The organism is Streptomyces sp. RP5T (genome assembly GCF_003933965.1).
In the GTDB taxonomy this organism is placed as follows: Bacteria; Actinomycetota; Actinomycetes; order Streptomycetales; family Streptomycetaceae; genus Streptomyces.
On sequence record NZ_RSAJ01000142.1, the window covers coordinates 1 to 17,219 of the forward strand.

The 17,219-nt window shown below is 71.7% G+C and carries 15 protein-coding genes; 4 read left to right on the top strand and 11 right to left on the bottom strand.

Annotation, left to right across the window (positions count from 1 at the left end; all coding sequences use genetic code 11):
- Nucleotides 1-61: 61 nt before the first annotated feature.
- A complete protein-coding gene (locus tag EHS43_RS17220; RefSeq protein ID WP_125191652.1) occupies nucleotides 62-1,087 on the top strand; it encodes a LuxR family transcriptional regulator in 1,026 nt (341 codons plus the stop codon).
- A 138-nt stretch (nucleotides 1,088-1,225) separates the two neighbouring features.
- Here the strand turns inward: EHS43_RS17220 and EHS43_RS17225 are convergent, their stop codons facing one another.
- The gene (locus EHS43_RS17225) at nucleotides 1,226-1,924 is read right to left on the bottom strand and encodes an NADPH-dependent F420 reductase (protein ID WP_125191653.1); all 699 of its coding nucleotides are present in this window, start codon (nucleotides 1,922-1,924) and stop codon (nucleotides 1,226-1,228) included.
- A gap of 179 nt (nucleotides 1,925-2,103) precedes the next feature.
- Here EHS43_RS17225 and EHS43_RS17230 point away from each other — a divergent pair, with 179 nt between their 5' ends.
- Entirely contained in the window at nucleotides 2,104-3,333 is a 1,230-nt protein-coding gene (locus EHS43_RS17230) for a PP2C family protein-serine/threonine phosphatase (RefSeq protein ID WP_125191654.1), read from the top strand.
- A gap of 25 nt (nucleotides 3,334-3,358) precedes the next feature.
- On the opposite strand, the gene EHS43_RS17235 is transcribed toward EHS43_RS17230, so the two are convergent.
- The 4 genes from EHS43_RS17235 to EHS43_RS17250 all read right to left on the bottom strand — a co-directional run bounded on the left by EHS43_RS17235 (nucleotide 3,359) and on the right by EHS43_RS17250 (nucleotide 7,860).
- The gene (locus EHS43_RS17235; protein WP_125191655.1) at nucleotides 3,359-5,074 is read right to left on the bottom strand and encodes a serine/threonine-protein kinase; all 1,716 of its coding nucleotides are present in this window, start codon (nucleotides 5,072-5,074) and stop codon (nucleotides 3,359-3,361) included.
- Nucleotides 5,075-5,201: 127 nt separating this feature from the next.
- Complete coding sequence (gene tatA, locus EHS43_RS17240; RefSeq protein ID WP_125191656.1) at nucleotides 5,202-5,444, bottom strand: Sec-independent protein translocase subunit TatA; 243 nt, start codon at nucleotides 5,442-5,444, stop codon at nucleotides 5,202-5,204.
- Between the two features lie 72 nt (nucleotides 5,445-5,516).
- Entirely contained in the window at nucleotides 5,517-7,220 is a 1,704-nt protein-coding gene (locus tag EHS43_RS17245; RefSeq protein ID WP_260470573.1) for an LCP family protein, read from the bottom strand.
- A 283-nt stretch (nucleotides 7,221-7,503) separates the two neighbouring features.
- A complete protein-coding gene (locus tag EHS43_RS17250) occupies nucleotides 7,504-7,860 on the bottom strand; it encodes a metalloregulator ArsR/SmtB family transcription factor (protein WP_125191657.1) in 357 nt (118 codons plus the stop codon).
- Between the two features lie 276 nt (nucleotides 7,861-8,136).
- Between EHS43_RS17250 and EHS43_RS17255 the strand changes: the two genes are divergently transcribed.
- Nucleotides 8,137-8,403 (top strand): GlsB/YeaQ/YmgE family stress response membrane protein, encoded by a 267-nt coding sequence (locus tag EHS43_RS17255; RefSeq protein WP_125191658.1) that lies wholly within the window; start codon nucleotides 8,137-8,139, stop codon nucleotides 8,401-8,403.
- Nucleotides 8,404-8,538: 135 nt separating this feature from the next.
- Here EHS43_RS17255 and EHS43_RS17260 read toward each other — a convergent pair whose 3' ends face one another.
- The gene (locus EHS43_RS17260) at nucleotides 8,539-9,114 is read right to left on the bottom strand and encodes a TerD family protein (RefSeq protein WP_125191659.1); all 576 of its coding nucleotides are present in this window, start codon (nucleotides 9,112-9,114) and stop codon (nucleotides 8,539-8,541) included.
- A gap of 105 nt (nucleotides 9,115-9,219) precedes the next feature.
- A complete protein-coding gene (locus EHS43_RS17265; protein WP_185806286.1) occupies nucleotides 9,220-10,167 on the bottom strand; it encodes a squalene/phytoene synthase family protein in 948 nt (315 codons plus the stop codon).
- Nucleotides 10,168-10,492: 325 nt separating this feature from the next.
- Here EHS43_RS17265 and EHS43_RS17270 point away from each other — a divergent pair, with 325 nt between their 5' ends.
- Nucleotides 10,493-11,881 carry an MFS transporter gene (locus EHS43_RS17270; RefSeq protein ID WP_125191661.1) on the top strand — a complete coding sequence of 463 codons (1,389 nt, stop codon included), beginning with the start codon at nucleotides 10,493-10,495 and terminating at the stop codon, nucleotides 11,879-11,881.
- 68 nt (nucleotides 11,882-11,949) lie between these two features.
- Here the strand turns inward: EHS43_RS17270 and EHS43_RS17275 are convergent, their stop codons facing one another.
- The 4 genes from EHS43_RS17275 to lnt form a co-directional block, all read right to left on the bottom strand.
- Nucleotides 11,950-13,869, bottom strand: a complete 1,920-nt coding sequence (locus EHS43_RS17275; protein WP_125191662.1) for a GAF domain-containing protein — start codon at nucleotides 13,867-13,869, stop codon at nucleotides 11,950-11,952.
- Nucleotides 13,870-13,935: 66 nt separating this feature from the next.
- On the bottom strand, nucleotides 13,936-14,736 hold the full coding sequence (locus tag EHS43_RS17280) for a 3-hydroxybutyrate dehydrogenase (protein WP_125191663.1): 801 nt from the start codon (nucleotides 14,734-14,736) through the stop codon (nucleotides 13,936-13,938).
- A 54-nt stretch (nucleotides 14,737-14,790) separates the two neighbouring features.
- On the bottom strand, nucleotides 14,791-15,270 hold the full coding sequence (locus tag EHS43_RS17285) for an NUDIX domain-containing protein (protein WP_125191664.1): 480 nt from the start codon (nucleotides 15,268-15,270) through the stop codon (nucleotides 14,791-14,793).
- A gap of 125 nt (nucleotides 15,271-15,395) precedes the next feature.
- Nucleotides 15,396-17,009, bottom strand: a complete 1,614-nt coding sequence (gene lnt, locus EHS43_RS17290; protein ID WP_125191665.1) for an apolipoprotein N-acyltransferase — start codon at nucleotides 17,007-17,009, stop codon at nucleotides 15,396-15,398.
- Nucleotides 17,010-17,219: the final 210 nt, after the last annotated feature.

The window sequence follows — 17,219 nt, forward strand, 5'->3', positions numbered from 1 at the left end:
CCCACATATCGTTGGGCCCCAAACGACCCCCATGTCCCCGAGCCGCTCCCCGGAGGCTCGTATGCTCAGCCATCACCAGATCGCGGCGGCCACCCGTATAGGCATGCTCACCCGTGAACGCGACACCGCTTCCGCGTGTGACCAGGCCCTGCGGGAGCTCGCCCGTGCCCTGCCGCTCGACGCCGCGACACTCCTGGCCATCGATCCTCTGAGCGGAGCCCACGTCCAGGTCGCGGGTATCGGGTACACCGCCGAGACCTCCGACGCCCTGGCCGCCGAGTTCGTCACGACGCCGTGGTACCGCAATGTCGTAGGGCAGGAGCTCCCGCCGTCCATCTCCGAGGACGCCGGGGATCCGGAGGAACTCGTTCCCCGGTTCCGCCAGGGCTGGTTCTACGCCGAGCGGGTCCGCCCCGCGGGTTTCCGCGACGGGCTCACCGGAGCGCTGCGGCACCGCGACCGCCTCGTCGGCCTGGTCCACCTCAGCACCGAGAGTGCCGGCGCCTACGACAGCGAGGCGCGTCACCTGCTCGCCTCCGTCATCCCGGCCCTTGCGGCACTGGCCGACCCGGTCGCCCGCGCCGGTGACGCGTACGGCCTGCCCGAATGCGGCGCGGCAGGCCTCGTGACCGCCGACGCGACGGTCGACCTGCCCGGCCGTGACCGCGCCCGGAGCCTCGGTGACGCGGAGTTCGGCGTCCTGCTCCGCGCCTTCGCCGACACGAACGGCCACCGGCTGCGGTTGCTGTGGCCGCTCGACGGCGTCTGGCACCGAGTCACCCTCCACCGCCACCGACCGGACGCGGCGCTCCCCGCGGACGCGGTACTGGTCCACGAGACGCCGACCGAGCTGCCGTACGGCCTCAGTCCCCGCGAGCTGGAGGTCCTCACCAGGGCGGCGACCGGTCAGACCAACCAGGCCATCGCGCAGGCGCTGTTCCTGTCCCCGCGGACCGTGCACAGCCACATCGAGCACCTGCTCCGCAAGACGGGCGCCGCCTCCCGCGCCGAGGCCACGGCCCTCGCCGTCCGCGACGGCCTGTTGCGCCCGACGCCGGACCACCTCGCGTTCTTCGTCGAGCGCTGAACCACGCGAAGTGCGGGGCGTCGGCGACCGCGGTGAAACGGACGGCAGGGCGTCGTCGGCGACCACGTCGGAGAGGTCGATGCGCTCGTCCTCGGCCCACAGGGCCTAGGCGACGTTCTCGTCGGCCCCTCCCCGGCCTCAGCCTCCGGTCCGGGCCCCCTGGACGTGGAAGTTGAAGTCGCCGTGGCCGAGCGTGCCGTACAGGCGCAGCCAGATCGGCAGGAGCATCTCCGTGCCGCGGGCGGAGGTGATGTCGCCCAGGTCGATGACGCTCGCCTCGGGCCAGCCGAAGGAGCCCAGCAGCGCGGTGACGGCCTTCTTGGCCCCGGTGTCGTCGCCGCCGACGAAGACGGTGTGCTCCCCCGGTACCCGGGCCGGGTCCACCATGACGAGGCAGTTCATGGTGTTGAGGGTCTTGACGACCTTGGCCTCGGGAAACGCGCGCTGGATGCGCTCTCCGAGGCTGTCGGTGTTGACCGGGTCCAGCGTCGGCGGCATCCCCGCGGAGAAGTCCAGCGGGTTGGCCACGTCGATCAGGACCTTCCCGCTCAGGTTGGCCGCGCCCGCCGCCTGCAAGGCGTTGAGGCTCTGTTCGCCGGCGGTGGTGTTGACGACCGTGTCGGCGAAGGAGGCCGCCTCCGCGAAGGTCTCCAGCCGCACCTGGCCGTGGTCGGCGTGCCACTGGGCGAACGGCGGATTGCCCATGCCGTCGGGTTCGGTACGGGCGAGGGTGGCCTTCGGGTCGCGGGTGCCGACGACGACCTCATGGCCGAGGGAGGCGAGCTTGCCGGCGATCGTCCGGCCGACGATGCCGGTGCCGAGGACTGCGTAACGCATGCGAGTGGGCCTTCCGGAAGTCGGGCGACCGGCCGCGGGGCCGTGCCCGCGACGGATCCGTACCAGGGAGAACCGGGTCCTTCCCTGCCGCCTGATGACGCTATCTGTCGAGGCGGCGGTGTGTTCCCCTCTATCGTGGAAAATCACATCATGATGGCTCGTGTCGAGGCAGGCTGCACATGAGGAAACCGCGGATCGACTATGCGGCGGTGTTCCGGGCCCTGCCCGGCGTGGTGGCGTTGCTGACACCCGATCTGGTGTACATCGACGTCAACGACGACTTCGTACGCCTGACCGGTCGCGCCCGTGAGCAGCTGCTGGGCCGCTACATCTTCGACGTCTTCCCCGAGAACCCTAATGACCCGGACTCGGCAGGGATGCGGGAGACGCGGGAGTCGATGCTGCGCGCGGTGGCCACCGGCGAGCGCGACACCATGGCGGTGGTCCGCTACGACATCGAGGACCCCCAGCGGCCCGGCCACTGGCAGGAGCACTTCTGGAGCCCGGTCAACGCCCCCGTCCTCAGCCCCGACGGGAAGGTGACCCTGCTCGTGCACCGGGTGGAGGAGGTCACCGAGCTCATCCGTGCCCGCGGCGGGCCGGGCGGCGACAGCCGGGCCCGCGTCCTGGAGGCCGAGCTGTACACCCGGGCCCGCGAGCTCCAGGAGGTGAACGAACGCCTGCGCCAGGCCCACGCCCGCGAGCGGGAGGTCGCGCTGGCCCTTCAGGAGGCCCTGCTGCCCGCCCCCGGACCCCTGGGCGACCACCATGCGGCGGTCCGCTACCGGCCCGCCGTGGGCACCCTGAACGTGTGCGGTGACTGGTACGACCTCGTCGATCTGCCCGGCGAGCGCTTCGCGGTCGCCGTCGGTGACGTGGTGGGCCACGGTCTGGCCGCCGCCTGCGTCATGGGCCAGCTGCGCAGTGCGCTGAGCGCCGCCACCCGCGTCGCCGAGGGGCCCGCCCGGGCGCTGGAGGCCCTCGGGCTGTACGCCCGCTCCGTCGAAGGCGCCGAGTCGACCACGGCCGCGACGGCCTTCATCGACTGGGACGACCACACCCTCACCTACAGCTGCGCGGGCCACCTCCCACCCGCCCTGCTGCACCCCGACGGAACGGTGTCCTTCCTGGACGGGGCCACGGACCCGCCGCTCGGCGCCAGTCCCGAACACGCCACTCGCCCGCAGGCGACCACGCCCTTCGAGGAGGGGGCCACGCTCGTCCTCTACACCGACGGTCTGGTCGAACACCGTACCGAGGACATCGACACCGGCCTGGCCCGTCTCACGGACGCGCTCGCCCGCCACCGTCACGCCGGGCCCGAGGAGCTGGCCGACGCCCTCCTGACGGACCTGCTCCCGCCCACCGGCAACGCCGACGACACCGCCCTGGTCGTCATCCGCCTCTGAGAGGCCCCGTGGACACCCGTGGCTCTCAGTCCTGCGCGGGCATGACACGGGTCACCTTGCCCTTGGTGTTCGCCTCCAGATAGCCGGACTGGCTGTACTCGTTGCTCAGGTAGACGGCCATGCCGAGGGGGGTGTCGAAGGTTTCGTTGGGCTGCCTGACCAGGATGTAACGGGTTTGCGGGTCGTCGACGTTGAGCTTCTTACCGGCCTCTTCGAGAAGCGCGGGCACCTTGTCCCAGTCGAAGCCGTCGAGGCGGAAGGGCTGGTCGCCGCCGGACAGGGTGCCCTTGATGATGCCCTTCTCCACGCCCCGGCCCAGGCGGTAGGTGTAGGTGTCGTACTTGCTGTCGCTGCCGTCGACCATCACCTCGGCCGACACGAAGTCGTCGTAGACGGAGAAGTCGCCGAACCTGTCCCGGCCGGTCTCCTGCTTCAGCGCCTTGATGGCGGTGCGGATGCCGTCGGGGGTGAGCAGGGTCGTCGTCGTGCCCTTCGGCTGCCGGGCCGCCGGGCTCGCGGCCGGGGTGCCGGTGGAGCCCGGAGCGGTGACGGCGGAGGAGGAGGCGCCGCCGTCCGCCGCGCCGTCCGTACCGCGCGAGTCGCCGCCGAAGGGCACCAGCCACCACAGCAGGACCAGCACGCCCGCGAGCGAGGCTCCCGACACGGCGAGGACGGCCGCCGGTCCGGACTTGTTCCTGCCGCCCGCCCGGACGGGCGAGGTCACCGGCTGACCGGGCCCGATGAGGACGGGCGGCGGCCCGAATCCGGCGACGGCGCCCCCGACGGGGGTGGTGGACGGGGCGTGGCCGCCCGGATACGAGGGTGTCGTCGCGGCGGGCGGCGGGTTCAGCGGGTAGGAAGTGGGCTGCTGCCACGCGGTCACCGGCCCGTTCCGCCCCGACTCGATCTCCGCCAGCCGCCGGTCCAGCAGGTCGGCCGACGGCCGCGCCGCCGGATCCCGTACGAGCACGCTCATCAGAACGTCACCGAGGGCCCCGGCCCGCACCGGCGGCGGTACCTCCTCGTTGAGGACGGCGGCGAGGGTGGCGAGGGTGCTGCCGCGGCGCAGCGGGTGGTGGCCCTCCACGGCGGCGTACAGCATCATCGCGAGCGACCACAGGTCCGAGGCGGATCCGCCCTCGTGGCCCGAGATCCGTTCGGGTGCCATGAAGTCGGGTGTGCCGATGATGGAGCCGGTGGCGGTGAGGCTGGTGGTCTCGCGGATCGCGGCGATGCCGAAGTCGGTGAGGACGGGGCGTCCGTCGGACCTGAGCAGGACGTTGGCGGGTTTGACGTCCCGGTGCTGGATGCCGGCGTCGTGCGCGGCGGCGAGCGCCGCGAGGACACCCCGGCCGATCCGCGCCGCCTCGGCCGGTGGCATGGGGCCCTGGTTGAGCCGGTCGGCGAGGGAGCCGCCACTGACCAGCTCCATGACGATCCAGGGGTACGTGCCCTCGCCGCCGTCGACGATGTGGTGCACGGTGACGACGTTCGGATGGTCGATACGGGCCAGGGCCCGCGCCTCGCGCAGCACCCGCTCGCGCAGCGTCCGCGCGCCGTCCGGGTCGTACTCGGCGAGGTCCCGGTCGGGTGGGCGGACCTCCTTGACCGCGACCATCCTGTGCAGGACCAGGTCCCTGGCCCGCCAGACCGTGCCCATCCCGCCGCCGCCGAGACGGGCCTCCAACTCGAAGCGCCCGTCGACGACTCGTCTGCCGGGACCCTCGTCTGCCTCACTCATGGGCGGGAGCTTACGGCGACGGGGGCGGACTCTCCCAGTTGAGGCCAGCCGGGGAGGGCCGTGGTCGCTGTCCGGTCACCGGACCGGCCCGGGTGGGCCGTTCAGCGGGCCGTCAGGCTAAGGGAGTTCAGCGGACCGGGTCGCCCTCGTTCGTCCGCTGCGCGACCGGGGCGGCGGTGGTCTGGGCGGTGCTCGGGGCGGTGCTCGGGGCGGTGCCGTCCTCCTTCATGGCCGTGGCCTCGCTCTTGAGGATTCGCATCGACTTGCCGAGCCCGCGGGCCGCCTCGGGCAGCTTCTTGGAGCCGAACAGCAGGATGATCATGATCGCCACGATCAGCAGGTGCCAGGGCTCCAGTCCGTTGCGCAGCATGCCGCACGTCCCTTCTCTACGCTCATTGTTGCCAGCTTGCGCAACTGTACAACCAACGCTCCGGTTCCCGCCTCACTCGTCGGAGTCCTTCTTGTCGCTCGCCGCCGCGTACGCCTGCTCCGGTGTCATGGGGACCCCGTTGAGCGAGACCGTCCTGTAGGGGCTGACCTGGGCGCACTTCTTGGCCTCGTCGGCGGTCTGGGCGTGGGCGTTGGAGACCGCGGCCTTGGTGTCGGCGGGCGCGGGCGAGGACGCGCCACCGGGGAACGTGGTGCCGCTCGCCCAGTCGCCGCCGATCACCAGGGTCAGGCCGGTACCGGTACCCGCCTTGAGGTGCGAGGCGGGCAGTCCGAGCGCCTTGGCGGCCGTCTGGGCCTCGCCCTTCTGGCCGGTGCCGTAGGTGAGGGTGGTGGTCGCCGCCGGGCTCGGCGCGTTGGCGGTGGTCGTGGCGGAGCTGAAGCCCTGGCCGGTGAGCGCGTTCGCGACGGCGGAGGCACGGCCGGTGATCTCGGTGCCGTTCTCGACGGTCACGGCGATCCGGGAGGCCGGCACCGCCTTGGCCGCGGCCGTCGCGGGGGACCCCGACGACTTCTTGCCGGAACCGGACAGCGCCTGGTCGTCGGCGATGCTGGAGAAGAGGGCCTTGGCTCCCGGGCCCACCACCACCCGGTTGGCGTCGCCAGGATCCGCGGCGGTCTGCATCGTGGTGAAGGTCATCCGCTTGGTGGGGACCTTGTTCACGTCTGCCGCGAGACCGATCAGCTTCTTGACGCTGCCCAGGCCGTCGTCCACGGTGAGCGCCTTGGTGGCGGCGTCCGCGAGGTCGTAGACCGCGGTGGGGTCGGTGAGCGTGCCCGCGCTCTTGAACTTGCGGATCATCGCGCTGAGGAAGATGTGCTGGGAGACGGTACGGCCGAGGTCGCTGCCGTCTCCGAATCCGTGCCGGGAGCGCACGAACTCCAGGGCCGCCTCGCCCTTGAGGGTGTGGTCGCCCCGGGACAGTTTCAGGTGCGAGTAGGTGTCGTACACGTTGTTGTCGACGCACACGGACACACCGCCGACCGCGTCGGACATCTTGACCACGCCGGAGAAGTCGAGCTTGACGAAGTGGTCGATGGGGATGCCGGTGAGCTGGTGGATGGTGGCGACCTGGCAGGCGGGGCCGTAGCGCAGCGCGCTGTTGATCTGGCCGTAGTAGCCGGGCGTGGACTGGCCGCTCTCGCTGTCCTTGCAGGCCGGGACGTCGACCATGGTGTCGCGGGGGATGCTCATGACGGTGGCGTTGGAGCGGTCCGCGGATATGTGCACCACCATCTGCACGTCCGCGTTGCCGTTCCCGCTCTGCACACCGGTCTGGGAGCAGCCGCCGCCCAGCTTGCAGTCCGCCTTGCTGGTCCGGCCGTCCGAGCCCATGACCAGGATGTTGATCGGGGTCCGGCCGAAGGCGTCGGCCTTCTCCGAGCCGCCCTTGCCGTCGAGCGCGACGCTGTTGATGTTGCCGTTGAGGTGCTGGTAGAACCACCAGCCGACCCCGGCCGTGCCCAGGACGAGGAGCGCCAGACATATCCCGGCGATCCGCAGCACCCGCCTGCCGCGCCGGACCGGTCGGGCCCGGCGACGCGCTCGCCCGCCGCCGTGCGAACGGGCGGCCTCCCGCGCCGCGGCCCGGCCACCGGAGCGTGGCGGTCCGCCGGTCTCACCCTGCCGCTGTCCCGGCACGTGGCCGGTGTGGTCGCGTGTGGCCTGACCGCCCGGGCCGTCCCACCGGTCGCTCATCTACCACTCCCACGAAACGGTCGGGCCTCTCAGGCCGGGCCATGGAGGGGGCGGCCGGGCGTGCGCGGCGGTGTACTGGCAGGCCAAGCGGGAACTTCGCCTAGGTTGCGTAGTTGCGCAATCTAACAAACCCCTGGCCCGGCCAGCACGGACCCCGGCGCAATTTCACGGGTGAGAGATCTCATGGAGGAACGCGGCAACCTCGTGGAGACTTCAGCTCTCGCCCGGGGCCACGCACGCCGTCACACAGGGACCGCTACGCACTGGAGAGGTCCCCCCTGCACTAGGAGCCGCGTGCGGTAGTGCCGTTCGCGGCGACCGGGACGGTACGGGCGGTCAGCTGGCCGACCATGACGCGGACCACGGTCACGATGTCGGGGTCGTCGACGTAGTACACCTGCCGACGGCCCTCGCGGCGGGACCGTACGAGCCCCGCGAGCTTCAGCTTCGCCAGGTGCTGGCTGACCGCGGGCAGCGCGCCGCCGACCCGGTCGGCGAGGCGGGTGACGTCGCTCTCGCCCTGGGACAGCGCCCACATGATGTGCAGTCGCGCGGAGGAGGCGAGGAGCCCGAACACGGCGGCCGCCTCGGCGAGCACCTCCGCCGACGGGTCCTCGAAGCCACCTCCGAGTGTCGCCACGGTCCCCTCCTGCCACGCCCCGGTCACTGTCGACACACATGTGCTGCCTCAGTGTAAGGGTGCGGCCCGGGGCCGACGAGGGCGCCTCCACTTCATTGATTGCGCAACGTACTACGCAATGTAATAAGCCCGTGAAAGAACGTCGACGACTTGCCATCAGCACCCCGTGAACCCCGCCGCGCACCCACGCCGTTCCATAGGCTTGCGCAATCAGGCAACCGAAGCGTCGGAGCCGGGCGGACTCCGCGCGGCCCGACCCGACTGGAGGACTACCACGTGGGCATCATCGGCTGGATCATTCTGGGTCTGCTCGCCGGGGCCATCGCCAAGATCCTGCTGCCCGGCCGCGACCCGGGCGGCCTGATCGGCACCACCCTCATCGGGGTCGCGGGAGCCTTCGTCGGCGGCTGGCTCTCCGCACGCTTCCTGGACCGCCCGGTGGAGAACCACTTCTTCGACCTCTACACCTGGGGTGCGGCGATCGGCGGCTCCCTGGTACTGCTGATCGGCTATCGCCTGCTGTTCGGCAACTCACGGTACTGACAGGTGAGTTCGCCGCCCGGGGCAGACGGCGCGAGCGTCTCTCTCGCGGTCCTCACGGAGAGGCGGGTGAACGTCCCCGCGACCGAGGGCCGGAGACGCAACACCCTCCTCAGATCCGCCGGTTCCGCCGCGCTCTCAGACGTTGACGCCGAAGTCGGAGGCAATGCCCGCGAGACCGGACGCGTAGCCCTGGCCCACCGCGCGGAACTTCCACTCCGTGCCGTTGCGGTACAGCTCACCGAAGACCATCGCGGTCTCGCTCGACGCGTCCTCCGACAGGTCGTACCGGGCGAGTTCGGTGCCGCCGGCCTGGTTCACCACGCGGATGAAGGCGTTGCGCACCTGGCCGAAGCTCTGGCCGCGCGCGTCGGCGTCGTGGATCGACACCGGGAAGACGATCCGGTCGACCTCGGCGGGTACGGAGGCGAGGTTCACCTTGATGCTCTCGTCGTCGCCCTCACCTTCACCGGTGAGGTTGTCACCGGTGTGCTCGACCGAACCGTCAGGGCTGGTCAGGTTGTTGTAGAAGACGAAGTGCCGATCGGAGACGACCTTGCCGGACGCGTCCAGGAGCAGGGCGGAGGCGTCGAGGTCGAAGTCGGCGCCGGTGGTCGTGCGCACGTCCCAGCCCAGGCCGACCAGGACGGCGGTCAGGCCCGGCGCCTCCTTGCTCAGCGAGACGTTGCCACCCTTGGCCAGCGAAACACTCATGCTTCTCCCCTTCACACGCGGTCGTTTGCGGTCCCGTCAGCCGGACCCGAAGTAAAATCTACATCACTGTAGAAGTAAGCAGTCGATGCCTCGGGCCCCGAGCCGTCACGCGTCCGCAGCCGTCCCGGCCCGGAGCCGACGCCTCTCGCGGAACAGGACGGCGAGCGGTACGCGGATGCCGTACCCCACCGCCTGCCGCGTGACGGAGGTCCCGGACCCCTCCACACGGGACAGCTGATGCTCCGCCAGATCCAGCAGAGCCCGCTGCAACGGACGGAATCCGGGAGAGGTGGAGTCCAGGAGAGCTCGCGAATCGGTGAGCGACTTCCTGGTCCTACGGCAGGTCAGCGCCACCAACTCCGCCACTCCTGCCGTGTCCTGGCCCAGTTCGAGGTCGGCGCGGGTGACTCCGAAACGGTCCAGGTCCTCCTGCGGCAGGTAGAGGCGCCCTTCGGTCAGGTCGTCGGTGAGGTCGGTCAGGAAGTCCAGACGCTGCAGCCCTTCGGCGAACGACCGGCAACGGGACCGGAAGACCTCGTCACCGCCGCCCTCGTACTGCAGGTCCTCGATCAGCATCAGGGCCGGCAGGGCGAGGTTGTCGACGTAGCGCTGGAAGTCGGCTTCGGTGGCGTGGCCGGTGAAGTGCAGCTCCTCGGTGGTGGCCTTGAGGTAGGTGTGCACCCAGTGGTGCGGCAGCCGCCGTACGGCCACGGTGTGGAGGAAAGCCCGCAGGACGGGGTCGTCGGCGTGCCCCGACTCCAGCCCGGCGGTGACCTGGTGGGCCCAGGAGTCCCAGCGGGGCAGGCGCTCTTGCAGCGGCCCCTGGTCGGCGAGGTCGTCGGTACGGGCGAGGAAGGCGTAGGCCGCGACCACGTGCGGGTGCAGGGCCGGCGCCACCAGCAGGCGTACGGCCGCGTAGTGGGCGAGGATCCTTCGGGCGAAGACCCGGGCCGCGGTCGTGTAGTCCGCGCGCAGACCACGGTCCCGCACCCCGGCGGCCACCAGTCGGCGGTCCCAACTCGGCACGTCGTAACGCCCTTTCCCCTCCGGCATCAGTCGTGATGACCTTAACCCTCTTCCAACTGCGCCTGCACAGAGCCGACTTCGGAGTCGCAGACGAGTTCGGGCTCGGGGGTGGCTTCGACGGAACCACCGCCGCGCGCCGACGCCCCCGGCGCATGGGAACAACGTCCACCCGTGACCTCGCCTTCGCCCGGCGTTGCCGGACCCCTCGCGACCAGACCACCCCCAGACATGGGGGCCGCGCGCACACCTCACCCAAGAACTATGTTGCGCCGCCACATGTGCCCCCGACGTGCGCGTTCCTACGGTGTGCGAACACGTACCCGTCCCCACCGCACACGAGGAAGTGGCGCACATGGCCTCCGCAGCATCCGCTCCCCCGACGCCGAACAACCTGAAGCGCATCGTCGTCGCCAGCCTCATCGGCACCACCATCGAGTGGTACGACTTCTTCCTCTACGGCTCCGCGGCCGCCCTGGTCTTCAACAAGCTGTTCTTTCCCGACTCCGACCCGCTCGTCGGCACGCTGCTGTCCTTCCTCACGTACGCCGTCGGCTTCGCCGCCCGGCCGCTCGGCGCCCTGGTGTTCGGGCACTACGGTGACCGGCTCGGCCGCAAGAAACTGCTGGTCCTGAGCCTGCTGCTGATGGGCGGGGCGACGTTCGCGATCGGGCTGCTGCCGACGCACGCGACCGTCGGCACGGCCGCTCCCGTACTGCTGACGATGCTGCGCCTGGTCCAGGGCTTCGCGCTCGGCGGCGAGTGGGGCGGAGCCGTCCTGCTCGTGTCCGAGCACGGGGACGCACGCCGGCGTGGCTTCTGGGCCTCGTGGCCGCAGACCGGCGCACCGGCCGGCCAACTCCTCGCCACGGGTGTGCTCTCCCTGCTGACCGCCGTACTGTCGGACGCCGCGTTCGGCTCCTGGGGCTGGCGGATCCCCTTCCTGCTCTCCGGCGTCCTGGTGGTCGTCGGGCTGTGGATCCGGCTGTCCGTCGACGAGTCGCCCGTGTTCAAGGAGGCGCTGGCGCGGGCGGAGGCCCGCAAGGCGGTGCGGGACGGTGTGGCGGAGAAGCTGCCGCTGGTCTCGGTGCTGCGCCACCACTGGCGTGACGTGCTGATCGCGATGGGCGCGCGCATGGCGGAGAACATCAGCTACTACGTCATCACCGCCTTCATCCTCGTCTACGCCACCACCTCGGCGGGCGTCTCCAAGCAGACCGCCCTCAACTCGGTCCTGATCGCCTCCGCCGTGCACTTCGCGGTGATCCCCGCCTGGGGCGCCCTGTCGGACCGCGTCGGCCGGCGCCCGGTGTACCTGCTCGGTGCGGTCGGCGTCGGGCTGTGGATGTTCCCGTTCTTCCGGCTCGTCGACACCGGCGGCTTCGGCAACCTGATCCTCGCCGTGACCGTGGGTCTCGTCATGCACGGCGCCATGTACGCCCCGCAGGCGGCGTTCTTCTCCGAGATGTTCGCGACCCGGATGCGCTACTCCGGTGCCTCCATCGGCGCCCAGTTCGCCTCCGTCGCGGCCGGCGCCCCGGCCCCGCTCATCGCCACCGCGCTGCTCTCCGACTACGGCAGCTCCACGCCGATCGCCCTCTATGTCATCGCCGCCGCCGTGCTGACGGTCATCGCGGTAGGGGTCGCCAAGGAGACCCGGCACCGGGACCTGGCCGACGTCGAGCCGGACGCCGAGCCGGTGCCGGCTGGCGCCTCCCCCGCGGCGGACGCCCGGACCGTCTGAAGCCGCCACGCCCCCGACCGGCCCCCGTACGCCCCTGCGTACGGGGGCCGGGGCGTGTCGGGAGCGTCTCAGGGGCGTGTCTGCGCGGACAACCGGTGCAGCCGCAGCGCGAGTTGGATCTCCAGCGCGCGGGCCGGGTTCAGCCAGTCCTCGCCGAGCAGCCGGCCCACCCGCTCCAGGCGCTGGGCGACGGTGTTCACGTGGACGTGCAGCTCGTCCTTGGTGCGGACCGGGCTCATGCCGCAGGCGAAGTAGGCGTCCAGGGTGCGCAACAGATCGGTGCCCCGGCGGTCGTCGTAGGCGACCACCTGACCGATGGTGCGGTCCACGAAGCCCGCGATGTCCCGGTCTCCGGCCAGGAGCAGCCCGAGGAACCCGAAGTCCTCGGCCGCGGCTCCGTCGCCCGAGCGCCCCAGGAGCCGCAGCGCGTCGAGGCAGCGCCGGCCCTCCTCGTAGGCGGCGGCCACGGCGTCCAGGTGGACGGCGAGGTCGCGGACGGGGGCCGAGGCACCGACGGTCACCGCCTCGTGAACGGCCGTGCCCAGGTGCCCCGCGGTGCGGCGGGCCAGTTCGGTGGCCGTGTCCCCGGCCGCCAGGGGCAGCAGCAGGACCGTGCCTCCGTCGCGGGCGGCCGCCAGGCCGCGCCGGGTGGCGGCGAGGTGGGAGGCCGCGGACCACAGGCGTCTGCGGGCGGCCGCCTCCTGGTCGGCGTCGGCCGCGGGCCCGTCGATACGGGCGGCCAGCACGACGTGGGTGGCGTCCAGGTCGGCGTCCAGCCGGGCGGCCCGCTCGCGCAGCAGCCGAGGGTCGCGGTCACGGGCGTCGAGCAGGTCGTCCAGCAGCTCGCCGCGCACCCGCTGCTCGGCCTCGGAGGCCGAACGTCTGGCCAGCAGGAGCAGCGAGGTGACCATCGCGGCCCGCTCCAGGGTGCGCTGGTCCACGGGGTCGAGCCCGGGGTGGCCGCGCAGCACAAGTGCGCCCAGGAGCTCACCGCCGGCGGCGACGGCGGCGATCCAGTCGTCGCCGTACCGCACGGCGTGGCCTTCGGCCCGGGATGCCTCCAGTGCCTCGGCGGGCGCGATCTCGGCGAATTCGACCGTGCCGTCGAGGATCTCGGAGACGGCGGCCGCCACGTCGTGCACCCCGCCGCCGCGCAGCACCAGTTCGGCGAGCCGGTCGTGGACCTCGGAGGCACGCTCGATGACACCGCTGCGGTCCCGGATGATCTCGTTGGCCCGCTCCAGTTCGGTCAGGGCCGAGCGGGTCTCGGTGAGGAGGTTCGCGGTGTCGATGGCGGCCGCGGCCAGCGCGGCGAAGGATCCGAGGAGCGCGATCTGCTCCCGCTCGAAAACCCGGGCACGCCGGTCCGCCGCGAACAGCACGCCGATGACGTGGTGCCCCAGCGTCAGCGGCACGCCGAGGATGGCGACCAGGCCCTCGTCCCGTACGCCGGAGTCGATGGTGAGGGTGTGCTGGAAGCGGTCGTCTCTGAAGTAGTCGTCGGTGACGTAGGGGCGCGCGGTCTGGGCGACCAGTCCGCCGAGCCCCTCGCCCATCCCGAGCCGCAGCTGCTGGAAACGGGCGGCGACCGAGCCCTCGGTGACCCGCATGTAGGTGTCGCCCCGCTCCGGGTCGTTCAGGCTGAGGTAGGCCACGTCCGTGCCCAGCAGGGAGCGGGCGCGCTGCACGATGGCCCGCAGCACCGCGTCCAGGTCACGGAGCCCGGCCAGGTCGTGGGCGGTCTCGAACAGCGCGGACAGCTCGGCCTCCCGCCGGCGCCGGCCCTCCAGCTCGGAGCGCACACGCAGGGCGACGGCCTTGGCCTCCTCCAGCGCGGCGATGCGCTCGGCCGGCCTTCCCTCGGCACGGGCGAGCAGTACCGGCTGCTCGTAGGCGTCGGCGGACGCGCCCCTGGCCAGGAGTGCGAGGAAGGGTGCCTCGGCACTGCCGACGGGGCGCTCGACGGACTGCGCGTGATCGCTGGACATGCCCACAGGATTGCTCATCGCACGCTCACCCCGTCAGGCCTGTGGAAAACTCCGGTCCGGTGCCGCTCAGTGCGCGGTCCAGCCGCCGTCGAGGACGAGTGACGTGCCGGTGACGAAGGAGGCGTGCGGGCCGCACAGGTAGGCCACGGCCTCGGCGACCTCCTCCGGCTCGATGAGCCGTTTGAGCGCGCTGTCCTGGAGCAGCACCTCGGACACGACCCGCTCCTCGGGGATGCCGTGCGCCCGGGACTGGTCGGTGATCTGCCGCTCGACCAGTGGGGTGCGCACATAGGCGGGGTTCACACAGTTCGAGGTCACACCGTGGGGGGCGCCTTCGAGGGCGGCCGTCTTGGACAGACCCTCCAGACCGTGTTTGGCGGCCACATAGGCCGCCTTGTAGGCCGAGGCGCGCAGCCCATGCACCGAGGACACGTTGACGATCCGCCCCCATCCCTGGCCGTACATGTGGGGCAGGGCGCCGCGGATCAGGCGGAAGGGTGCCTCCAGCATCACGGTGAGCACGGTGTGGAACACCTCGGGCGGGAACTCCTCGATGGGGCGCACCAGTTGGATGCCTGCGTTGTTGACGAGGACGTCGGTGCCCGCGGCGGCGTGCTCGGCGGCGTCCAGGTCGGTGAGGTCCAGGACGCGCGGCTCGACGCTGCCCGCGAGGCCCGCGGCGCGCTCGGCGAGCGCCTCCAGACCGGCGGCGTCCCGGTCGACCGCTCTCACCTTGGCCCCGGCGGCCGCCAGCCGCAGCGCGCAGGCGCGGCCGATGCCGCCGGCGGCGCCGGTGACGAGGGCGGTGCGGCCGCCGAGGTCGAGCGTGGGGGCGTGGGGGCCCGTCAGGGCGCTGCTGCCGGTCATGCTCCGACCCTAGGCAGCGCCCGGCCGTGACCACATGTGGTCACGCCCCATACTTCACTCGGAACTCGTGGTGTCGAACCATGTGGGTGCGTCTATCAGCGCCTGCTTGATCCGCTGTACCCCGAACTCGTTCAGCTCCGGCAGGGCGTCCACCGCGAACCACCCCACCTCCAGGGACTCGTCGTCGTTCACCCGGGCCTCGCCGCCGACGGCCCGGCAACGGAACGAGATGTCCATGTACTGGCAGGTGTCGCCGTTCTCGTACGTCACGGGCCGGAGCGCCTGGACCACGACGACGCGCTCGACGACACAGCGCACCCCCGTCTCCTCCTCCACCTCGCGCACGGCGCAGGCCGCGGGCTGCTCCCCCGGTTCCGGGATGCCGCCGAGCAGCGACCACTTGCCGGTGTCCGAGCGGCGGTTGAGCAGCACCCTGCCCTCGTCGTCGAAGACGATGGCGCTGACGCCGGGCAGCCAGAGGAGGTCGTGGCCGATGGAACGCCGCAGGGTGCGGATGAAGTCAGGAGTAGCCATGCCCCGACCCTAACGGCGCCTTGACGACTCAGGCGATCTTCGGACGGCCCAGGTGATCTTCCGGCGACCCAGGCGATCTCCGGGCTGCTCGAACGGTCCTTGCCGGACGCACCACCTCGGTGCGCCTACGCGCTCTCGGCGCGACGCCGGCGCATGCCCGCGCCGATCGCGCAGCCGAGTCCGCCCGCCGCGACCAGCACCAGGGCCAGCTCGGGCAGGGTGCCGAGGCGGGTCGCCGGGGTCTGCGTCGACCTCAGCGGCACCTTCTGCACCAGCGAGTCGGCCACGAACATGCCGGTCCTCTGGGTGATCCTGCCGTCCGGCATGATGATCGCGCTGACGCCGCTGGTCACCGGCACGGTGACGGTCCGGCTGTGCTCCACGGCGCGCACCCGGGACATCGCGAGCTGCTGGTAGGTCATCTCGCTGCGGTCGAAGGTCGCGTTGTTGCTCGGCACCGAGATGAGCTGCGCGCCGTCGGTGACCTCGGAGCGCACGGCCCAGTCGAACGCGGCCTCGTAGCAGGTGACCAGCCCGACCTTGGCGTTGGCCATCCGGAACACGCCCGGTTTGCTGCCCCGGCTGAAGTCCTGGCGGACCATGGAGGTCCAGTTCTTGTTGATCGCGCCGACCAGGGAGCGCAGCGGGAGGTACTCGCCGAACGGCTGGATCTGCCGCTTGTCGTAGGTGTCGGTGGGGCCCTTGACCGGGTCCCACAGGATCTGCTCGTTGTAGAGCCTGCCGTCGCGCTCGACGACGCCGCCGACGGAGATCGGTGCGCCGATGGACCTGGCCGCCTGCTCGATGACCGCGGCCGCTTCCGCGTCGGTGAAGGGGTCGACGTCGGAGGAGTTCTCCGGCCACAGCACGATGTCCGGCCGCGCGATCTTGCCGGCCTTCACCTCGGCGGCCAGCCGCTCGGTCTCGCGCGCGTGGTACTCGAGCACGGCCCGGCGCTGGGCGTTGAACTCCAGTCCCGCGCGCGGGACGTTGCCCTGGATGGCGGCGACGGTGACGGTGCCGTCCTCGGCCTTGTCGCTCACCAGCGTCCTGGCCGCGAGCGCCCCGACGACCGGTACGGCCACGCTCAGCAGGGCCACGGCCGCGGCCGGACGCCGTACGGCACCGGTCCCCCGCCGCTCAACGGCCAGCCGCACGAGCTCGTACAGGCCGAAGCCGCACAGAACGACGGCGAAGCCCAGCACGGGGGTGCCGCCCACCGCGGCGAGCGGCAGGAAGACGCCGTCCGCCTGACCGAACGCGATCTTGCCCCAGGGGAAGCCGTTGAACGGCGCACGCGCGCGTGCCGCTTCTCCGGCGATCCACACGGCAGCCGCCCACACCGGCGCGCCGGGCAGCTTCGAGACGGCGGCGATGCCCACGCCGACCAGGGCGACGAAGATCGCCTCGATCGCCACCAGGGCGAGCCAGGGGCCGGGACCGACCTCGACACCGGTCCACACCAGCAGCGGCAGCAGGAATCCCAGGCCGAAGAGGTAGCCGAGACCGAACGCCGCCTTCCAGCCACGGCCGCGCAGCACCCAGCCGAGGACGGCGAAGGCGGGCACGGCCAGCCACCACAGGGTGCGGGGCGGGAAACTGACGTAGAGCAGCACTCCGGAGAGCGCCGCGGCGGCGGCCGGGACGAGGCGGCGGAGCCGGACGGCCCAGCGGGAGGCGGGCGCGGACTGCGGTTCCAGCCGGTCCGACTCGTCCACGGAAGTTGCGGTGACGGTCACTCCGGGAGTGTACGGCGGTTGACCTCGGCGTCCACAGCGCGGTCCGTCGGGTGACCGGGGCGGCGCCCGCAGGCCGGTGCCGCGTGGATCCCGCACAACTCGTCCACAAATCGCCCATCAGCGGTTACGGTGTGCCGGAGTCCTCGTCGTACGGGCCGACAGCGTCCGGGCGCCAACTGGGGGAGTCCCATCGTCAGACCCAGTCCGGCC

What these genes read in the sequence shown, in the direction of transcription:
- EHS43_RS17260 (WP_125191659.1), bottom strand. Translation starts at nt 9,114, where the DNA reads ATGAGTGTTTCGCTGGCCAAGGGTGGCAACGTCTCGCTGAGCAAGGAG.
- EHS43_RS17235 (WP_125191655.1), bottom strand. Translation starts at nt 5,074, where the DNA reads ATGAGTGAGGCAGACGAGGGTCCCGGCAGACGAGTCGTCGACGGGCGC.
- EHS43_RS17280 (WP_125191663.1), bottom strand. Translation starts at nt 14,736, where the DNA reads ATGACCGGCAGCAGCGCCCTGACGGGCCCCCACGCCCCCACGCTCGAC.
- EHS43_RS17285 (WP_125191664.1), bottom strand. Translation starts at nt 15,270, where the DNA reads ATGGCTACTCCTGACTTCATCCGCACCCTGCGGCGTTCCATCGGCCAC.
- EHS43_RS17230 (WP_125191654.1), top strand. Translation starts at nt 2,104, where the DNA reads ATGAGGAAACCGCGGATCGACTATGCGGCGGTGTTCCGGGCCCTGCCC.
- EHS43_RS17265 (WP_185806286.1), bottom strand. Translation starts at nt 10,167, where the DNA reads ATGCCGGAGGGGAAAGGGCGTTACGACGTGCCGAGTTGGGACCGCCGA.
- tatA (WP_125191656.1), bottom strand. Translation starts at nt 5,444, where the DNA reads ATGCTGCGCAACGGACTGGAGCCCTGGCACCTGCTGATCGTGGCGATC.
- EHS43_RS17220 (WP_125191652.1), top strand. Translation starts at nt 62, where the DNA reads ATGCTCAGCCATCACCAGATCGCGGCGGCCACCCGTATAGGCATGCTC.
- EHS43_RS17245 (WP_260470573.1), bottom strand. Translation starts at nt 7,220, where the DNA reads ATGAGCGACCGGTGGGACGGCCCGGGCGGTCAGGCCACACGCGACCAC.
- EHS43_RS17225 (WP_125191653.1), bottom strand. Translation starts at nt 1,924, where the DNA reads ATGCGTTACGCAGTCCTCGGCACCGGCATCGTCGGCCGGACGATCGCC.
- EHS43_RS17270 (WP_125191661.1), top strand. Translation starts at nt 10,493, where the DNA reads ATGGCCTCCGCAGCATCCGCTCCCCCGACGCCGAACAACCTGAAGCGC.
- EHS43_RS17275 (WP_125191662.1), bottom strand. Translation starts at nt 13,869, where the DNA reads ATGTCCAGCGATCACGCGCAGTCCGTCGAGCGCCCCGTCGGCAGTGCC.